Genomic DNA, 14436 nt, shown 5'->3' with positions numbered 1-14436 from the left:
CCCGCCTCGACGCGCCCAGTCTGGCAGCAGGGGCGGCCGCGGACGAGATGGGGGCGGTTCAGCCCGCCGCGTCCACCTGCCGGTCCAGATGCTGCACCAGGTCTGGCGCCAGCTTCAGCCGGTGCGCGAGGGCGGCCAGGTAGGCGCGCTCCGCCGGGTGGTCCGGATCCACGGCGAGGCGGGAGACCAGGTAGAGCTCGCTGGCCTGTTCCGGCGTGCGCGCCGCGGCGGCGACCTCCGTCACGCCGATCGGCTGGTCCAGCGCATCGAAGACGAAGGCCTGGGCCTCCGCGTCGAGCCCGGCGCGTTCCACCTGGGCGAAGATGCGGGCGCGTTCCTCGGCATCCACATGGCCATCGGCCCGGGCGGCGCCGATCATGGCGCGGATCAGCGCCAGTTCGAAGGGGCCGCCATCCGCGGCCGGGGCGGCCGCCGGCAGGAAGCGCGGCTCCGCCTGGTCCTGCGGGGTGGCAACGGGGGCGGTGGCGGGTGCCTGGCCGGTCTGCCAGTTCTGCCAGGCACGATGCGCCAGGGCACCGAGCACCGCGGCGCCGCCATGGCTCAGCAGGCTGCCGCCGCGGGATTTCTTGCCGCCCAGCAGCAGGCCCAGCAGGCCGCCGGCCGCCGCCCCGCCGGCGAAGCCGCCCATGCCGCCAAGGCCCCCGGCCCGACCCACCGCCTGGCGCGCGGCCTCCGCCAGGCCACCGCCGGCGCCGGTTGCGCTGCCCCAGGGAGAGGCGCCGGGCGGGGCGGCGGGCAGGGACCGCTCCGGCGGGCCGCCGGCCGCACCGGGGTGGCTCGGCTGCGGGCCGAGGAAACGTTCGAGCAGGGCCTTGGCGTCGATCATGGGCCGGATCTTGCGATGCGGGGGGGCTTTCGCAAGGCGTCCGGGCATTCCCCGAAGGCACCGGCGCCAAATCCGCGGCATCAGGCGGTGCGTCGGCCGAGGCCGCGGGGCTCAGCCGATCTCGTAGCTGCAGCGCCAGAGGTTGAAGACCTTGCGGCGGCCATCGCTCCCGGCATGCCCGGCCTCGGCATCCGTCATCGCCCGCGCGCAATGCAGGCCGATGCGCATCCAGCCGCGCCGGCTGGTGGCCTGGAAGCGGAGCGCCTCCGCCACCTCGCGCCGCGGCTCGGGGCTGGTTCGCACCGGCACGCCATCCACCGACACGGTCAGCGCGGCGCGCAGCGCCGGATCGACCCAGCCCTTGTTGTACAGCCGCAGCGTCAGCCGCGCGCCCGGCCCCGGCACCGGCAGGTAGACCAGCGCCTCCGCCCGGGCGCCCACCCAGCGGCAGCAATCCCGCGTGCCGGCGGCGTCGCGGCCATGCAGGCCGCGGCTCGGCAGCGGCATGTTCATGTCGAAGACATGCTCCGCGCCGATCCGCGCCGGCGAGAGCCCGGCCAGGCGGGCGGCGGCGAACTCCGCCTCGAACTCCGCGATGGTGTAGGCGGAACCGGGCCGGTCGCGCAGCGCCGCCACCGCACGGTCGTAGAGGATGCGGTCGCCCTGGGTGATGGCTTCGGCCTTGGCCAGCCCCGCCGGGTCGTCCTCGCCTTCCGGCGTTGCGCGGTTGCTGACCGCCAGGGGGTCCGGCGGGCACCATCCCTGGTCGCGCGCCAGGGCGCCGAGCAGGCCGTCCACTTCCTCCAGCACGCCGAAGCGGGTGCAGCGGGATTGCAGTGTCCGCCAGGCCGCCTCGGCCCGTGCCGCCGGCGGCATGGCATCGAATTCGGCCTGGGGCACCTCATGTTGCGTCAGGGCGCGGCACTGGTGATCCTCGAACATGCTGCGGAAAGGGCTCAGCGCGGCGCAGCGGGCTTGGAACGGCGCGAAGCCGCCATCGCCCCGCGCGGCCTCATGCACCGCCTGCCAGTCCTCCGCCTTGTGGGCATAGTCGTGCGGTGCCAGGCGGCGATAGTCATGGAATTGCGACAGCGCCCGCCGTGCCGGCTCACGCAGCACGGTGAAGACCGTGTCCTCCCCCGACAGCCAGGGGGAGAGGTCGAAATGGCCGTGCAGGATGTCGAACCAGTCGATGCTCTCCTGCACCGCCTCGACGATCTGCGGCCGCAGCAGGGGGTCCTGCAGGCAGGCGATGTCCACGCGCTGGACGCCGCGCTGGCGAAGCTGCCGGGAGAAGGCGCCGGCCGGCCGCGCGCGCTCGGCATGGGCCTGCAGGTCCAGCAGGGCGTTGAGCGACGTGCCGCCGCATTTCGAGACATGCAGGTGGAAAAGCTTCGGCTGCACGGGCCTGGAACCTTGCCGTGGGTGGAATGCCGGCCGGGGGCGGGCATGGCGTTGACCGAAGCTGCATCATAGTTGAAAATGATCCGGTGCATAGCACGCAAGGGTTGCATTTCGACGGAGTGGCCTTGCCCGACGGGGCGGCGTGCCGGCCCCTGGCCAGGCAGGCCACCGGCCCATGGAAGGAACGCAGGACGCCCGTGATCTCGATCCAGCACGCCTTCCTGTTCGTCCATCGGGGCAAGTCCGGCGGCAATTCCGTGGCCGAGGCGCTGCTGCCCTATTCCGAGGATTGCAAGACCGTCAGCGGCTCGCAGGACGGAACGGAGCGTTTCGATATCCGCAACGACCGCTTCGGCACCGTCAAGCATGCGCGGCTGCGCGACTACCGCCAGGCGCTGCCGCAGGCGCTGTATGCCGGCCTCTACAAGTTCGCCACCATCCGCAACCCGTTCGAGCGCCTGGTCAGCGCCTATTTCTCGCCGCACCGCGTCGCCGCCGGCAAGGTGCAGGGCTTCGACCGCGCCGCCTTCCTGGACCTGGTGGCACGCCAAGCCACCCTGCGCGACTTCATCCGCACAACGCCCGGCGGCGCGCTGGATGCGGAGCTGAACCGGCTGATGCGCTTCGAGCGGCTGGCCGAGGATTTCGCCGCCGTGACGCAGGCCATCGGCCTCGGCCCGCTGGCGCTGCCGCACCGCAACCGCGGCGCCCATGCGCCCTACCGCGCCTATTACGATGCCGACCTCCGGCGCTGCGTGGAGGCGCGGTCCACGAGGAGCTGGAATGGGGCGGCTACGCCTTCTGACCCGCCCGCCCGCCCATCGGCCGCGGCCGATCACGATGGACTCACGCGCCGCGTGATCCTGTCTCCGCCATCGGGCGGAGTGATCGGGCATGGCACGAGCGCATGGGGGAAATGCCTGGGCAACCTGCCCCATGCGGACGGCCGGCGCGGCGCCGTCCGTCGACATCGCCGGCCTGGAGGGCTACCGGCACATTCTGGCGACACCGGATGCCGCGCAACGCAGCCGGCGTGGCACCGATCCGGAGTCCCTTGCCACGCTGTGGCGCCTGGCCCGCATCCTGCACCCGGCCATGCCGGACCTGGAGCGGGAGGGCAATCCGGCGATCCCCTCCGGCTACACCTACCTGCTGCAACTCGCGGCGCATGACTGCGTGCAGACGCCGACGCCGTTCTGGCAGATGCCGCAGGGGCGGGTCGCCGCCCGCAACGGCCGCATGGCGCGGTTGCGCCTGGACACGCTGTACGGGCTCGGCCCCTTCGCCTCGCCGCACGCTTATGCGCCGGACGATGCCAGGGACATCACCCGCAGCGCGCTGCGCCTCGGCCCGATGAGGCGCCCGGCGGGGGCGACGGGGCCGGCGCCGCAGCGCGACATCGCCCGCGTCTCCGGCCCCACGGACGCCGCGGCGCCGCCGCTGACCGACCCGCTGATCTGCGATCCCCGCAACGAGGACCACGCGATCCTGGCGCAGATGACGGCGCTCTGGCACCTGGTGCACAACGCGTTTCTCGGCCTGTCCTCCGGCGGCCGGGCGGCCGGGCCGGCGGACCGCGCGCGGGAGCCGCATTTCGCCTGGGCCAGGGCGGCGACGACGCTGGTCTACCGGCGCATCCTGCGCGACGACCTGCTGGCCCGGCTGCTGCACGGCCCGGTGCAGGACCGCTACCGACGGGCGACGGCGGCGGATCTGCTGGACCCCGACAGCGCCTGCCCCGGGTCGCTGCCCGGCGTGGCGCTGGAATTCTCGCACGGTGCCATGCGCGCGGCGCACAGCATGGTGCGCCCCGAATACCGCATCAACGCGGCAGCGCGGCACGGCATCAAGGCGGCGCTGCGGCAGACCAGCGCGCGCGGCGCGGCGCAGATGCCGCTCGGCGCGAACTGGATCATCCGCTGGAGCGACTTCTTCGACGGGCTTGCCCCGACGCCTGCGGCAAATCGCAGCCTTCTGATCAAGCCCCGCTACATCGCCGCCCTCATCAACCCCGAGCTGTTCGAGGGCCCCGCGCCGGGCCATGGCCTGGCCATGCAGGATCTGGCGAGCGCCGCCACCGTGCCGCTCTGGTCGGTGGACGCGCTGCATGACGCGATCGCGGCGCAGGCGGCGCGGAAGGGCTGGACCGATGCCTTCGACGACCAGCCCCTGGCCGATGCCGCGTACCGGCACGCGGCGCTGGCCGCCTGGCTGGCCGCCCGCAGCAACCGCTTCGACCCGCTGCCCGCCGCGGATATCGCCAGCCTGGCGGCGGACCCGCCGCTGCCCTTCTACGTCCTGTTCGAGGCGGAGCACACGCATGGCGGCGCAAGGCTCGGCCCGCTCGGGTCCATCCTTCTCGCCGAGACTTTCTATGGCGCCATGCTGGGCGACCCGCTGCCCGGCGAGCAGCCCGGGCAGTGGCCGGAGCCGGCGCTCCGCCCGGCGCTGCTGGCGCTGGCCGGGGCGCTTGGCATCACCGTCGCTGCGGACCGGCTGCCGGATCAGGCCATGATGCCTGCGCTGATCCGCTTCGTCGCGCGCGAGCACGGCCTCGAGGCCGCAGACCCCGCCTTCCTCTGACCGCAACCTGAAGGAGCACGCCACCATGGGCGACACCACCCCCCCCGCCGCACCGACGCTGGAGACCATGACCGTCGAGAACTGGGAGATCCTCGGCAACCTGGTGAAGAGCTGGTCGACGCAGGACAGCATCTACACCAACGGCACGCTGCATCCGGTGCCGAGGACGATCGAGGAGCTGCGCGACCTGCTGGTGGCGCTGGGCGCCGGGCCGAACATCCCGGCGCATGTCGACACGCTGACCGTCGTGCACTACCGCGCCAATGAGATGGTGCTGCGCATTCCGCCGGCGGACCTCATCCGCGCCAAGGAGGCCCGGCTGACGCAGCCGGGTTCGACCTACGGGCTGCCCGACTTCTACGAGCCCGACCCCATCGACGGCACGCAGGAGGAGGCGACGCCGGAGCAGAAGCTGCGCCTGCAGGCGCGGCGGATCGGCGACTACACCATCGCCCACTGCGAATAGCGCCCGCTGCGGATGGCGGCGTCGGCGCCCGTGCGGTCAGTCGCCGTACCAGGCGCCGAAGCGAAGCCCTTCCGCCCGGATGCCTGCGCCGCCCACGCCGCGGCGCAGGCGTTCCCAGGAGGCGGCTTCGGCGAAGGGATACTGGTGCAGCAGCCAGCGCGCCATCGCTTCCTCCTCCGCCGGCGCGGACCCGACCCAGGCGGCGCGCACCATCTTGAAGAATCGCGCCGCCGCCGCCCGCGCCGCCTCCTGTCGGCCGAGATTCCACAGCGCGGCGGCGCGCCAGGCCGGCAGGGTGCGGATGACATCCTGCGCCCGGTCGCAGGCCTCGATGGTCGCCGCATCGTCGCCGCGCAGATAGGCGACCACCACCTGGTAGCCCCACAGCGTCGGTGAGACGACGAGCGACATGTCGAGCGCCGCATCGGCCAGGCGCCGCGCCTCCTCATGCTGGCCGGAAAAGGCGTGGAACAGCGAGGCGGAGACCAGCGTCCAGCTGTCATAGGGGTTGAGCTGCGTGGCGCGGCGCATGTGCGGCACCGCCAGCGGGCCCTGGCCGGACATCGCCAGGGACCAGCCCATCACCAGATGCGCCCGGGAATCCAGCGGGTCCAGCTCCACCGCCCGGCGCGCCAGGGCCAGGGCCTTCGCTTCCGTCGCGCGGCTGCGCCAACTGCCAGGATTGGCGATGTGCCCGCCATTGTAGGATTGCGCCAGGCTGCTGTACGCGGGCGAGAAATCCGGATCCTCGGCGATCGCCTCCTCGAACAATTCGCGCGCCCGGGCATAACGGTCGCCGCGGAACCCGCGCATGACGGACTGGCCGAGCAGCCAGCGGTCATGCGCCGACAGCGCCGCGCCGCGGTGCAGCGGCAGGTTCGCCAGCCGCGCGGCGGAGACCTTGCCCTTCAGCGAGGTGGCGATGCTGCGCACCAGGCTGCGCTGCGCCTCGGCCCAGCTTGCCAGGTCGAGGTCCGACCGCTCGCTCCACATCACCACGCCGCTGTCGGCCTCGCGGATCGTCAGCACCAGGCTGATCCGGTCGCCCGCCTGATAGGCGACGGCACTGATGGCGTAGCGGCTGGAGACGCGCCAGGACCGCGCCGCCGCCGCCGGAAGCTCGCCGCCATCCACCACGAACCACTCGCGGAATCGCACCAGGCAGGCGATCAGGTCATGGCGGAAGCCGTGCACCAGGTAGACGCGCCCCTCCGGCACGCCATGCACGACGAAGGGTTCGATCAGCAGCGCCATCCGCGACCCGTCCGGCTCCGCCGCGGGGGCGGCGGCCGGGGGCGTGGCGCTGGGCAGCGCGGGCGGCAGCCGTCCCGACTTGATGTCCGCCACCAGCGCCTGCGTCGCGGGGGAGGGCTCCATGTCGAAATCCTGGTCAAGGATGTTCCACAGCGCCTCATAGGCCCGCAGTGCGCCAGCCACGTCGCCTTCCCGCGCCGCATCCTGCATGACGCGCCGGCAGGCTTCCTCATGCGTCGCATCCAGGTTCAGCAGCGCCCGGGCAGCGGCGCGGCCCCGCGCGCCCTGCGCCGACCGCAGCATCGCCTCCAACTCCGCCACCAGCTTTTCCTGCAGCGCGGCACGGCGCGACCGCACCCATTCCGCGAAGGCCGGATCGAGATCCTCCAGATCCTCGAGGAACTGGTCGACGAGCCCCGCCGTGTCGAGCAGCCGCGGATCGATCCGCCGCTCGGCCAGCAGCGCCAGCAGCGGGGCGAGGTCGTGGCGCATGCGGCCGGGTTCCAGTGCCACGGTCATGCGATCCGCGCGCAGCGTGCCGGCGGGCAGCACCTCCCGGATCTCGTGCACCACCTGTCGCAGCGAGGCACGCGCCCTGTCCTCGGCGGATTCGCTCCAGAGCAGCCCGGCGATGCGCTCGCGGGTCAGTTCCTGGCCCTCCGCCAGGGCGAGGCAGGCCAGCACGGCGCGCGCCTTGCGGTTGCGGAAGCGGAACTCCTCCGCCCCGCGCAGCAGGCGCAGCGGCCCGAACAGCATCAGCGTGAGCGGCGCGCCATCCGGTTGCGCGCCGGGCGGCGCCTCGCTGATGACGGCTGCGTCCTCCATGCGACTCCCGCCCACCGTAAGAGACCGTTGCAGAGTAGGAGGCTTCACGCGAACAGGGAAACCCGCATTCGGTGGCCTGGCCCGCCGCCGGTCCGCGCGATCGCGGCGGCCAGGCGCGGTGGCAGGTCGGTGGAGGGTTCGCAGGCCAGGCCGGTGGCGAGGACGCGGCTCACCGGGATGCCGGGCACCGCGCGCCGATGGTCGTGCACCAGCACCGCGTGGCCGCGCGCCTGCAGCCGGCCGGCGATGGCGGCAAAATCCGGGCCGGGCGGGGCAGGGCCGCGGGGCGCCGCCGCGGCGGCGATGATCGGAAGGGCCTCGGCGGTCACCGTCGCGTGGCGCAGCAGATGCGCCCGGTCACGCGGCCCCAGCGCCGATGCGCCGAATTCCTGCCGCTTCGCCGCGGCCAGGGCCACGGCCAGCTCGTTCTGCAGCCGCTCCATCACCGCCGCGCGCGCCGCCTCCTCCAGCAGCGGCCCGGCGGCGGTGCCGCAGAGGAAGCCGCTGCCCGATCCATCGAAGGCGATGGCGGCGACGGTGGGCACGCCGAGATCGGTGGTGAGGTCCAGCAGCATCTCGGCCCCCGCCGCCGGCACGCCACCGCCCTCTCGGAGCAGGGCGGTGGCGGCGCGCGCGGCGGGATGGTCCGCGGCGAGGCGCGTCGCCGGGATGCCGCCGCGCCACCACAGCGCCACCGCGTCGCGCTCGATCACCTCCAGCAGGGCGGCCCGCCGCGCCGAGGGCCAGCAGGGCCCGGCGGCGCAGCCGATGCTGAGCGGCGCGGCCGGCTGCAGGGTGCGGCGTGCTGCGGCGCGCCGGAACACCAGGTCCCTCGGCCAGTCCCCCGCCGGCTCACCCTGCCAGGAGCACAGCGCAACCATGTCCCCGCCGTCGCGGTCTTCCGGCCGTTCCACCTGGGCCAGCCGCTCCGCCGCTTCCCCCATGCAGGCGGCGAATGCGCGGCCCGGGGTGAGCCCGACCCCGGACGCGCCGAGCACCGGCAGGCCCGCCTCCCCGATTGCCGACTCCAGGTCCAGCCGGGCGCCGATGGCGCAGAGGCCGGGCCGGCTGGGCAGCACGAGGCCGAAGACCGGCCGGCACAGCAGCGCCACCCGCAGCAGGGCAATGCGGTCCAGCCGGCGCGACTCCTCGACCGGCGCCTCCCAGCCGAGCCAGGCGAGCAGCCGGCGCCCGCCCGCGGCGCCCTCTGATGGGGCGCCCCCGCCCTGCAGCCGGGCCATGGCCTCCGACAGGGCCTGCGGCGGCAGTTCCACGCGCCCTCCCTTCGCCACGGTGCCTTCAGCCTAGCGCAGGAGCGGCAAATCACGCAGGGCTCACGCGCCCTGGCCGAGGGAAAAGGACACCGCACAGGTCCTGCCCATGCCCCCTGATGGCTTCGTCGTCGCCATGCGCGGCCGTCTCGTCGTCGCACCCGGCTCGAAGCGCCACCGCCGCGCGGTGGATGCCTGGCTCATCGTCTCCCGCTTCGGTCCCGGGGGCCTCACCCTGGCGATCGCCCTGGCCGGGGCGGCCGGCGCCGACGCGGCGCCGCCGCGCCTGGCGCCGCGCCAGACCCTGCTGGGGCAGCGCGTCGCTGCGCCCCCGCAGCGCCCGGGGATCCTCTTCCAGCTGCTGGGCCACTGGTCGCCCGGCCTGCGGATCGCCGGGCGGTGGCGCGCGGCGGGCGGCTTCGCCAGGCTGATCGGCAGCCCGCCGGCCCTGCGGCTGATCGCGGCGGGGCGGCTCGCGGCCGGCCTGCGCTGGCGCATCCGCGCGGCGCAGCAACCCTGGATCGGGGAATGGCACATGCCCGGTCACGCGCGCCTCACGCTGCCTTGACGGGATGGCAGGCAGCCTGGGCAGGCCCCGATGCGGGCCGAGGAGAGAATCCATCATGCGCAACGCCATCGCCGGCAGCCCGGGGCTTCGGGCCGGCCTGCTTCCCCTTCTGGCCCTGGCCGGCTGCGGCCAATCCGCCGTGGTGCTGGAGCCGCAGGGCCCCGTCACCGCCCCCGCCGACGCCGTGGCCGCTGCCGAGCAGGGCAGCCTGCCCATCGCCCTGCCGATCACCCGTCTGGCGGTGAGCCGCGACCGGGCCCCGGGTGCGGCCGCGGGCAGCTACCGCATCGCCGCGCTGCCCACGCCCGGCAGCCTGCGCTTCCGCGCCCGGCCGTATCAGGATCTCGCCTCGCGCAACGTCCTGGCGATCAGCACGCTCGAGAACACGGCCATTCCGCTCACGGTCGGGAACACCTTCACAGACCAGACCGTGACGCGGATCAACCAGATCGGCAGCGTGGTGGCGACGGGCCTGCGCCTCGGCGGCGGGCTGCTCAGCGCCGACCGCGTCACGCCGCCGGCGCGGCAGCAGGGGCCCTGCGCCGCGGTGGCGCTGCCGGATTTCTACATCGACCTCGCCGGCCCTGCGATGATCGGCGCCGAGCCGCGCAGCGTGCCCGATTCGGGCGATTGCTACCGCTGGAGCGTGACCCGGGCCGGGCCGCCGGTCACCGCGGATGGCAGCATCACACGCGTCGAGTTCGCGGCGCTGCTGCAGCAGCCGCAGGCCCGGAAGGCGGCCTACTGGCCGGTGCCGACCTGCATGTCGGTGCGACTCGAGATCCGCGGCTCGCGGGCGGCAACGCCGGACGTCCTCGCCACCTTGACCGTCATCGACCCCGACCGGGTGCAGCTCTTTCCCTTGCCGGAGGAGGGCACGCTGGCCCTGCATCCGGTCTGCGGCGCGGACGTGACCAACAAGCCGGTGGATCGCTGGTCGAGCGCCTTCGGCGCGCTCTCGGCGCTCGATGCCCAGATCCAGGCCATCGGCAAGGCCGCGCAATAGCAGCAGACGGTGCGGGGGATCGACGCCATGTCCTACCAGTACACGGCGCTCGGCCGCCGCGTGCGCCTGCCGCTCGACCCCACGGCCATTGCCCTGCGCTTCCACGATGCGCCGCCGAAAAGCGGGCGGGCGCGCGCCGTTGCGTCGGTGCCCGGCCTGCAGCCCTTCGCGGCGCGGCGGGAGGTGCCGAAGCAGCGGCTGACGCTGCTGCCGCTGCTGCCGCAGGCCGTCGGCGCGCCGGCGCCCGCCGCGGCGATCGCTGCGCTGGACCGCCAGCCGGAGGTCGCGCGCGCGCTGCCGGTGTTCCGCCTCGGCACGGCGCAGGTGGTGCCGACGGAGCGCGTGATCTTCGCCATGCGGGGGGACGCGGATCCGGCGCCGCTGTTGCAGCGCCACCGCCTGGTGCCGCTGCGCCAGGACACGGCCCGCATCCTGGCCCGGGCCCCTGATGCGGCGGATGTCTTCGCCATCTGCCGGCGCCTCTCGGCCGATCCCGCCGTGGCCTATGCGGAGCCGAACTTCGTGCTGCTCGGCGGCGGCGCCGGCCCGCGGCTTCCGGGCGGCGGGCCGGACCCGATGCTGAGGGACCAATACGCGCTGAGCCAGATCAAGGCGCTGGAGGCACAGGCGCTGGTCGGCGGCGATCCGGCGATCCGAATCGCCGTGCTCGATGTCGGCGTCGATACCGGACACCCGGACCTGGCCGCCGCCGTGGCGGCGACCTTCGATGCAATCGACGGCGACGGCTACCAGGAACCCTATGGCTGGGACACGCATGGCACGGCCTGTGCCGGGCTTGCGGCGGCGGTGGGCGGCAACGGCATCGGTATCCGCGGCGTGGCGGCCGGCTGTGCGCTGGTGGCGGTGCGCATCGGCCGCAGCTTTGCCAGCGACCAGGATGCGCTGATCGATACCAACGACCTGTGGCGCGGCCTGCGCTGGGCCTGGCAGACCGGCCGGGCCGATGTGCTGAGCAACAGCTGGTTCTGCATGCCCTCCTCCGACATTGCGGCCGAGATCGAGCAGGCGCGGACCCGGGGGCGTGGCGGCCGCGGCTGCGTCGTGGTGGTCGCGGCCGGCAATGATGGCGGGCCGGTCGGCTTCCCCGCCTCGCTGCCGCAGGTCCTGACCGTGGGGGCCAGCACGCCGGAGGATCGGGTGAAGACCTTCAACGATCCGGATGTCACCCGCTGGGCGACGAGCCATGGCCCGACCGTCGGCCTGGCCGCGCCCGGCATGCGCAACCTGACCACCTCCGTCCGCCCGGGCGGTACGGGCCCCGGGGTCTACCGGGCGGATTTCCATGGCACCTCGGCCGCCACGCCGCTGGTGGCCGGGGCCTGCGCGCTGGTGCTCTCCGCCCGTCCCGAACTGCGGGAGGACCAGGTGCGGGACCTGCTGTGCCGCACCGCCGACCGCATCGGGCCGTACCCCTACCGGAACGGCCGCAACAACCATGCCGGATTCGGCCGGCTGAACCTGCTCCGCGCCATCCAGGAGGCCCAGGGGCTGACGTGACGCCCGCACTGGCCTGACCGGCTGCCGGGCCAGGACACCGCCATGTCGAAGGGAGAGAACAATGCACCGCCAACCGCTTGTCGCCGCCTGCCTTCTCGGCCTGTCCGCCCCCGTCGCCGCACAGCCGGGCCCCGGGGCGCCTGGCAGCTTCAGCGCGCCGGCGCCCTCCTCGGGCGCGCCACCTGGGATATCGACGCCGGGGATATCGACGCCCGGCCCGTTCATTCCGCGCCCGCCCGTCGTGATTGAGACGCCACGCGCCGTGCTCGATCCTCCCACGCTCGGCGGACCAGGGCGCCTGCCGGCCTTCGCCCTCGGGACCCAGTTTCAGATCCCACCCGATCGCGGCCCCCACCAGATGGAGAACACCCGCGCGCCGCTGCCGGCCACGGACCCGGCGCCGCGCGCGCCGCTTCTGCCGAATGGACCGGCGTTGCCGACCACCCCGCTCGACCCGCCATCCCGCGACCTGCCGGCCACGGCACGCGACGCCCATCTGCGGGACAGGGACGGCATCGCGGCGTGCGACAAGGCGAAGGTGGCCCTGGCCGACGCGATCTACCGCGCCGTGTTCGGCCGGCGGCCCAGCTACGGCGAGGTGCTGCGCCGCGCCCGCACGCCGGACATCCGCCTGCTGCTGGAAGCGCACGACCAGGCCTGCCTGCAACCGCTGGATCGCGCGCCGCCAGCCGGCGGCGAGGCAGCGCGCATCGCCGCCGCGCTGGCCGCCATCCATCCCCGCATGGGCGCGGTCTTCGCCAGCACCGGTCCGACTGCGGGGCGGGTGCATTGCACGGGCCTGCTGCTGGATGCGCAGCATGTCGCAACCGCGCGGCACTGCCTCTACGACCCGGACTTCGACAGCAGCCGAGGCGGCACGCCACCACGGATCGCCGTGGGTTTCGCGCGCTGGACGGAGCCGGACCGGCCCCTGCAGGTCGCCGAGCCGGTGGTCGATCCGGATCATGCCACGGGAAGCTTCCACAGGCGGCAGCGGGTCGGCGACTTCGCCATCCTGCGGCTGGCCGCGCCGGTGGCGGATGCGCGGGTGGCGGCGCCGATGCCCATGGCGCGGCCGCAGGCCTTCCAGCGCATCACCCTGGTCGGCCTGCAGGTGGTGCTCGGCTACGCGCGCAGCGGGGAGGCGCCGCGCGTGACGCCTGCACAGAACTGGTCGCCCCTGCTGCGGCACGAGGTGCGGGCCGATTGCCGCATTGCCTGGACCACGGCGCGCGGCTGCTTCCTCTATGGCTGCAACGTCGAAGCCGGCTGGAGCGGCGGGCCGGTGCTGGCGATTTCGGATGCCGAAGGCGGCCGGCCGGCGCAGGCGGCGCTGCTCGGCATCCATACCGGCGGCATTGGCCAGGCCAGCCGGGCGGAGGCTGAAAGCGATTGCGGTGCCCGTGGCGATTTCGACGGGATGCCTTCGATCGCCGTGAACCTTGGCACCGCCGTGCCCGGCTGGGTGCAGCGCCGGGCCGGGCCGTGAATCTCCGACCGGCCGCTGCCGTGCCGGCAACCCTCTCGAGAAGGACCAGGATCATGCTTCGGATGGATTGGATCAGATCGGCCTGCCTTGGCCTGGCCCTTGCCGCGCCGCCCGCCGGCGCCATGGCGCAGGAGGCAGCGCCGGCACGGACCTGGCCGGCCGCGGCCTCGCCCGCCGTCGCGCTGCTGTTCGATTCCTGCCCGATGAGCACCGCCGGGGCGCGCATGGAATCGGCCGGCGCGGCGGTGGCGGCCGAGGCCGCCGCCTCGGTGCTCGCCACTGTCGCCGGCGTGGCGGTGGAGCGTGCCTTCGAGATCGCCGGCCGCTACCTGGAGCAGTTCGCCGATTCCTATGGGGCGTCCAGCACCGCGAGCGGTCGGGGCCCTCTGCTGCGCTTCGCGGGCGAAAGGGTGGAGCCGGATGCGGGATGCCTGGTCTTCCTGCGCGGGCGCCTGACCAGCATGGATCTGGACGCGGACGCGCCGGTGCTGGGGCTCGCGCCGTCGCAGAGCGCGTGGAAGACCCCGCTTGACGATCTCAACACCAGGCTGCGGCAGGCAGCCCGGGCCGCCCGGCGCGACACGGCGCTGCAGGTGCTGGGGGTGCCGGAGGTCTATGCCGAATTCAGCCTGTACTACCGGCAGTTCACGCTGGCCGGCCCGGCGGGGGAGGCAGCGCAGCCGCTGCTCGGCCATGTCGGGCTCAGCCCCGTGGTCGTGTTCTTCGGCCAGAGCGGCGCGCAGCGCGGCCGCAATGATGCGAAGAGCCTGGTGTTCCAGGTTGCGATGAGCAGCCTGGCCCCCGGCGCGGCCAGGCCGGTCACGCTGCTGGCCGAGGTCTTCGACCTGGGCCGGCTGGCGGCCCCGGCCGCCGCCTGCCGGGCCGGCGCGCTGGCCACGAACATCCGGGAGATAATGAACTGCCGGCGCGAGATCCTGCACGAGCCGGAATTCCATCCGCTGCTGGCCGGCGGCCATGTGGCGGTGCCGCGGATCGATGCGGCGGGCGCGACGACGCGGCTGGTGGTGCAGGACCCGGTCAATCTCCGGGTCGAGGTGACGCTGACCGAAGCGCAGCAATCCGGCGACTTCATCCGTGCGATCGGTGAAGCGCTGCGCCGCGACCAGCTCTCCAACGACGTCTCGGCCCGGTTGGGCGAAGCGTTGCGCGGGATGCTGACCGGCCCGCGCTGACGCCGCGCGCAA

12 protein-coding genes are annotated in these 14436 nt (G+C 73.9%); 8 read left to right on the top strand and 4 right to left on the bottom strand.

Features of this window, described 5'->3' with window-relative positions:
• Window positions 1-58 precede the first annotated feature (58 nt).
• Both HEQ75_RS10040 and HEQ75_RS10035 read right to left on the bottom strand, forming a co-directional pair.
• Window positions 59-847, bottom strand: a complete 789-nt coding sequence (locus HEQ75_RS10040; RefSeq protein WP_168029895.1) for a tellurite resistance TerB family protein — start codon at window positions 845-847, stop codon at window positions 59-61.
• Window positions 848-958: 111 nt separating this feature from the next.
• The gene (locus tag HEQ75_RS10035) at window positions 959-2251 is read right to left on the bottom strand and encodes a sulfotransferase family 2 domain-containing protein (RefSeq protein WP_168029893.1); all 1293 of its coding nucleotides are present in this window, start codon (window positions 2249-2251) and stop codon (window positions 959-961) included.
• 104 nt (window positions 2252-2355) lie between these two features.
• Here HEQ75_RS10035 and HEQ75_RS10030 point away from each other — a divergent pair, with 104 nt between their 5' ends.
• From HEQ75_RS10030 to HEQ75_RS10020, 3 genes are read left to right on the top strand one after another with little or no spacing between them, the layout of a single operon-like run.
• Window positions 2356-3423: a sulfotransferase family 2 domain-containing protein gene (locus HEQ75_RS10030; RefSeq protein ID WP_168029891.1), complete on the top strand. Its 1068-nt coding sequence runs from the start codon at window positions 2356-2358 to the stop codon at window positions 3421-3423.
• Entirely contained in the window at window positions 3347-4834 is a 1488-nt protein-coding gene (locus HEQ75_RS10025) for a peroxidase family protein (protein ID WP_168029890.1), read from the top strand. Before HEQ75_RS10030 ends, HEQ75_RS10025 begins: the two co-directional genes overlap by 77 nt.
• Window positions 4835-4859: 25 nt before the next feature.
• The gene (locus HEQ75_RS10020) at window positions 4860-5300 is read left to right on the top strand and encodes a hypothetical protein (protein WP_168029888.1); all 441 of its coding nucleotides are present in this window, start codon (window positions 4860-4862) and stop codon (window positions 5298-5300) included.
• Window positions 5301-5336: 36 nt separating this feature from the next.
• Here HEQ75_RS10020 and HEQ75_RS10015 read toward each other — a convergent pair whose 3' ends face one another.
• Both HEQ75_RS10015 and HEQ75_RS10010 read right to left on the bottom strand, forming a co-directional pair.
• Window positions 5337-7379: a BTAD domain-containing putative transcriptional regulator gene (locus HEQ75_RS10015; RefSeq protein ID WP_168029886.1), complete on the bottom strand. Its 2043-nt coding sequence runs from the start codon at window positions 7377-7379 to the stop codon at window positions 5337-5339.
• 44 nt (window positions 7380-7423) lie between these two features.
• Window positions 7424-8653 carry a YcaO-like family protein gene (locus tag HEQ75_RS10010; protein ID WP_168029884.1) on the bottom strand — a complete coding sequence of 410 codons (1230 nt, stop codon included), beginning with the start codon at window positions 8651-8653 and terminating at the stop codon, window positions 7424-7426.
• A gap of 106 nt (window positions 8654-8759) precedes the next feature.
• Here HEQ75_RS10010 and HEQ75_RS10005 point away from each other — a divergent pair, with 106 nt between their 5' ends.
• From HEQ75_RS10005 to HEQ75_RS09985, 5 genes are all read left to right on the top strand, one after another.
• Window positions 8760-9218: a hypothetical protein gene (locus HEQ75_RS10005; RefSeq protein ID WP_168029882.1), complete on the top strand. Its 459-nt coding sequence runs from the start codon at window positions 8760-8762 to the stop codon at window positions 9216-9218.
• Window positions 9219-9273: 55 nt separating this feature from the next.
• Complete coding sequence (locus HEQ75_RS10000; RefSeq protein WP_168029880.1) at window positions 9274-10224, top strand: hypothetical protein; 951 nt, start codon at window positions 9274-9276, stop codon at window positions 10222-10224.
• A gap of 9 nt (window positions 10225-10233) precedes the next feature.
• Window positions 10234-11742, top strand: a complete 1509-nt coding sequence (locus HEQ75_RS29035) for a S8 family peptidase (RefSeq protein ID WP_168029878.1) — start codon at window positions 10234-10236, stop codon at window positions 11740-11742.
• A 358-nt stretch (window positions 11743-12100) separates the two neighbouring features.
• Entirely contained in the window at window positions 12101-13231 is a 1131-nt protein-coding gene (locus tag HEQ75_RS09990; RefSeq protein WP_168029877.1) for a trypsin-like serine peptidase, read from the top strand.
• A gap of 62 nt (window positions 13232-13293) precedes the next feature.
• Window positions 13294-14424, top strand: a complete 1131-nt coding sequence (locus HEQ75_RS09985) for a hypothetical protein (protein ID WP_168029875.1) — start codon at window positions 13294-13296, stop codon at window positions 14422-14424.
• Window positions 14425-14436: the final 12 nt, after the last annotated feature.

The organism is Falsiroseomonas selenitidurans (genome assembly GCF_012103215.1).
In the GTDB taxonomy this organism is placed as follows: domain Bacteria; phylum Pseudomonadota; class Alphaproteobacteria; order Acetobacterales; family Acetobacteraceae; genus Falsiroseomonas; species Falsiroseomonas selenitidurans.
Note: the sequence above shows the minus strand (reverse complement) of the source record. Positions and strands in the feature narration are given on the sequence as shown.

What these genes read in the sequence shown, in the direction of transcription:
- HEQ75_RS10005 (WP_168029882.1), top strand. Translation starts at nt 8,760, where the DNA reads ATGCCCCCTGATGGCTTCGTCGTCGCCATGCGCGGCCGTCTCGTCGTC.
- HEQ75_RS10000 (WP_168029880.1), top strand. Translation starts at nt 9,274, where the DNA reads ATGCGCAACGCCATCGCCGGCAGCCCGGGGCTTCGGGCCGGCCTGCTT.
- HEQ75_RS10020 (WP_168029888.1), top strand. Translation starts at nt 4,860, where the DNA reads ATGGGCGACACCACCCCCCCCGCCGCACCGACGCTGGAGACCATGACC.
- HEQ75_RS10015 (WP_168029886.1), bottom strand. Translation starts at nt 7,379, where the DNA reads ATGGAGGACGCAGCCGTCATCAGCGAGGCGCCGCCCGGCGCGCAACCG.
- HEQ75_RS10025 (WP_168029890.1), top strand. Translation starts at nt 3,347, where the DNA reads ATGCCGGACCTGGAGCGGGAGGGCAATCCGGCGATCCCCTCCGGCTAC.
- HEQ75_RS09990 (WP_168029877.1), top strand. Translation starts at nt 12,101, where the DNA reads ATGGAGAACACCCGCGCGCCGCTGCCGGCCACGGACCCGGCGCCGCGC.
- HEQ75_RS09985 (WP_168029875.1), top strand. Translation starts at nt 13,294, where the DNA reads ATGGATTGGATCAGATCGGCCTGCCTTGGCCTGGCCCTTGCCGCGCCG.
- HEQ75_RS10040 (WP_168029895.1), bottom strand. Translation starts at nt 847, where the DNA reads ATGATCGACGCCAAGGCCCTGCTCGAACGTTTCCTCGGCCCGCAGCCG.